The sequence below is a fragment of the Aurantimonas sp. A2-1-M11 genome (genome assembly GCF_036549475.1).
Lineage (GTDB): Bacteria > Pseudomonadota > Alphaproteobacteria > Rhizobiales > Rhizobiaceae > Aurantimonas.
Genome location: NZ_JAZHLI010000154.1, coordinates 1 through 3,277 on the forward strand (window position 1 = coordinate 1; position 3,277 = coordinate 3,277).

At 63.0% G+C, this 3,277-nt stretch carries 3 protein-coding genes; 2 read left to right on the forward strand and 1 reads right to left on the reverse strand.

Going from position 1 to position 3,277, the window contains the following annotated elements:
* Positions 1–578 (forward strand): transposase (locus tag VQ042_RS25075; RefSeq protein ID WP_331822969.1); only part of this gene is annotated, 578 nt, incomplete at its 5' end.
* Between the two features lie 714 nt (positions 579–1,292).
* Positions 1,293–1,667 (forward strand): DUF1236 domain-containing protein, encoded by a 375-nt coding sequence (locus tag VQ042_RS25080; protein WP_331822970.1) that lies wholly within the window; start codon positions 1,293–1,295, stop codon positions 1,665–1,667.
* Positions 1,668–1,837: 170 nt separating this feature from the next.
* On the opposite strand, the gene VQ042_RS25085 is transcribed toward VQ042_RS25080, so the two are convergent.
* Positions 1,838–2,848 (reverse strand): sensor histidine kinase, encoded by a 1,011-nt coding sequence (locus VQ042_RS25085; protein WP_331822971.1) that lies wholly within the window; start codon positions 2,846–2,848, stop codon positions 1,838–1,840.
* Positions 2,849–3,277 lie beyond the last annotated feature (429 nt).

Sequence of the window (3,277 nt, forward strand, 5' to 3'; positions counted from 1 at the left end):
TGCCGACCACCGCCGTGCTGCGCCGCCATGCGGCGACGCTGGAAGCCTCCACCACCGCCCGCGCCGCGGCGGCCGACGGCGCCACAATCCGCCGCTTCAAGGAATTCCACGATGGCGCTGCCTCCTGGAGCCGGGTCGAGCGTATCATCGCCCGCGTCGAGGCCGGCCCCCGCGGCTGCGACACCCGCTTCATCGTCACCAGCCTGACCAGTGGGACCGGCAAGACGCTGTACGAAGGCCTCTACTGTGCCCGCGGCCAGGCCGAGAACCACATCAAGGCGTGGAAAGCCCATCTCGCCGCCGATCGCACTTCGTGCAGCAGCGCCGCCGCCAACCAGCTCAGGCTGTTCCTGCATGCCGGCGCCTACTGGCTGATGTGGACCCTGCGCGCCGCCCTGCCGAAGCGCTCGCCGTGGCGGCGCGCCCAGTTCGACACGCTGCGCCTGCGCATCGTGAAGATCGCCGCACGCGTCGACGACATGAAGACCCGCATCACGCTGCACCTGCCGAGCGCCTGTCCCGCCGCGCCCCTGATGCGCCTGCTTCTCGAGCGACTGCCGCGCATGGCGCCAGTCTGACGACTGCCCCGGCCGTCNAGTCTGACGACTGCCCCGGCCGTCACCCCCGCTCGCCCCGAAACCGCAACCTCAAAACCCGAACATCCCGAACCGCGCCGCCACCGCGAGCGCGCCCGAAAAGCATGGGCGACACCGACCCGACAGTGCCGCCAATGTCCAACGGGAATGTCAGGCGCGCCCTGATGCATGATCCGGGATAGGTCATCTCATGTTGAAACTTAGACGGGTGCCACGCACCATTCCACGGAAATTTGAACAATATCAACTGCTAAGGCTAATCAATTATGCCTTGATGATGAATGCCAGATGAACAGATTGATCGTCGAGAATTAGAGCCGACGGTCACGGAGGAACTGGAACGCTATGCTTTTTGTTTACCGGCTCGGACAGTGCTTCAGCTTGATGAGAAGCGCATGCCCGAATGGGAGACGAAACAATGAAACTGCATACTTTCCTTGCCGGCAGTGCGGCTACGATCTTCGCCGCGACGGTTGTTCCCGCGTCCGCTCAGTCCACGGTCGCTGCGACGGCGGATCTGAATCTGCGGGCAGGGCCTGGTCCGAACTATGAAATAGTCGGCATGATCGGCAACGACTCTGCGGCGACCCTGGAGGGGTGCACCGAAGCGGCTCCTGGTGCAGGGTCACCATCGATGGCACCTCAGGCTGGGCATACAGCCAGTACCTGACGGCCGACATGGGGGGAGAGACCGTCGTGGTCACGGAACGCCGCACGGAATTTCCGGTGGTGACCTATGAGGACAGCGGCGGTGGCGGAGAAGTCGCAGGGGCCGCGACTGGCGCTGTCGCTGGCGCACTTGTGGGTGGTCCCATCGGCGCAGTCGTTGGCGGCGCTGCTGGGCTCGTTGCCGGTGCGGCGCTTAATCCGCCGGACGAGCGGATCGAGTATGTCCGTTCGAATCCCGTGGATCCGGTGTATCTGGAAGGCGAGGCCGTGGTCGGCGCGCAGCTCCCCGAGACGGTCGAATTGCGGACCATCCCGGATTACGATTACCGCTACGTCTATGTAAACGGACAGCCGGTTCTCGTTGATCCGAACAACCGCCAGGTCGTGTACGTCGTCCGGTAGTTTTCCGGACCACGCAGCGCGGAAGCGCCAATGCTGTCATGGCTGCCGAAGTCCGCGAGAATAGTCTGACAGTCGTTTGGCGATACCCAGTCCGGTCGTCCCCAATTGGGGGGCCGCCGGATATTCTCATTTCCTGGAGTTGATGCCAGCAGCACACAGGTCCGCCGGACCTATTGAGCGAGTCGTTCCGGCGCAACTTTCATTTTGACCACGAGACCGCTTTCGGGCCAGTCATAGTGGATCGAGCCGCGCAGTTGTCCCGTGACGCTGCGCTCCACGAGCCGGCTTCCATAGCCCCCCTTGCCTAGCGGCGGCTCGACCTTCGGGCCTCCCGCTTCCGTCCAGACGATCGTCACGGCTTCGTCGTGTGCGGAACATGAGACGTCGAGGGTTCCAGTATCGACGGACAGGGCGCCGTACTTCAGGGAGTTCGTCGCCAGCTCATGAACGACCAGCGCGAGGACCGTCGTCGCCGCGTAGCCGACGCTCATCCGGGGCACAGAGACCCTGATGCGTCCGCTGAAAGCCCCAAGATCGTCATATGGCGCGAGGAGCACGGTGAGCAGATCACCGAGAAGCGACGAGGCCTTCTCCGATTGCCCCGGGACAGGACGAACGAGATCGTGAGCACGTCCCAAGGCTGTCAGCCTGAGCGTGAGTTCTCGAGCCATGTCGGTTGTCGTCTTGGTCGATCGCGACGTGATCGCAGTGAGACCGGACGCGATCGCCAGCAGATTTTTGACCCGATGGCTCATCTCCCCGGCCAGGAGTTCGCGTCCCTCCTCTGCCTGCTTGCGACCCGTGACATCGATGAAAATGCCGAACATGACCCGGCTGACCATCCCCGCATCATCGCCCTGGCCGCGCGCGGAGATCCACTTGAGCTCCTCCCCGATCATGATGCGGAAATCGATCTCATACGGACCGATGATCGCACGCGTCGCGTTGAACGCCGCTCTGACCCGGTCGCGGTCGGCAGGATGAATGTGCGCGGACAGGTCCTCGAAGCTGACATCGATTCCGCGCGGAATGCCCCACAGATCATAGGCAGGATCATTCATCGCGAGGGCGTCAGTGTCGACGTTCCAGGACCACAAGGTGACCCCCGCCGCTTCGATGGCACGAACGAGATTATTCGGCTCCCATAGAAGGGGCTTCAGAGTCTCCGCAGTGGTTGTCATCTAGTCTCCAGGGTTCTGTCTGCTGCAGAGGGAATGCGCCCGGTCACCCCGTCTGCTTTCGCAAAACCGCCGGTAAACCCGCAACTGCGAGGAAGGTGGCACGGTGCCATGGATATTAGCTGGCCGAAGCGCTGGCCCCATCGCTCTCCGAGCGATAGTGAACGGGAGACGCGGCCCATCTATTCGTTGATGCCAACTCGTGAGGTCACTCGTCGGCTGCCATTCTCGGATTCCGCTTGGCCTGTTTTCCCTTCAGGCGCGCTGCCGCTCGTGTAGCGCTTGCCGGTCACAATCTCAAGAACGCCCACGCCGCGTGCAGGGCTCCGAACTCATGTGACAGTAGGTGACGGATTGCGCGTCGGCTGATTCCATTGGGGCGGTTTGATTCGAGGAGCCGCCGCCATGAACCTTTCTGCCGACGAATGGAGT

Excerpts from the sequence above, each read along its gene's own strand:
- VQ042_RS25085 (WP_331822971.1), bottom strand. The coding sequence starts at position 2,848 with ATGACAACCACTGCGGAGACTCTGAAGCCCCTTCTATGGGAGCCGAAT.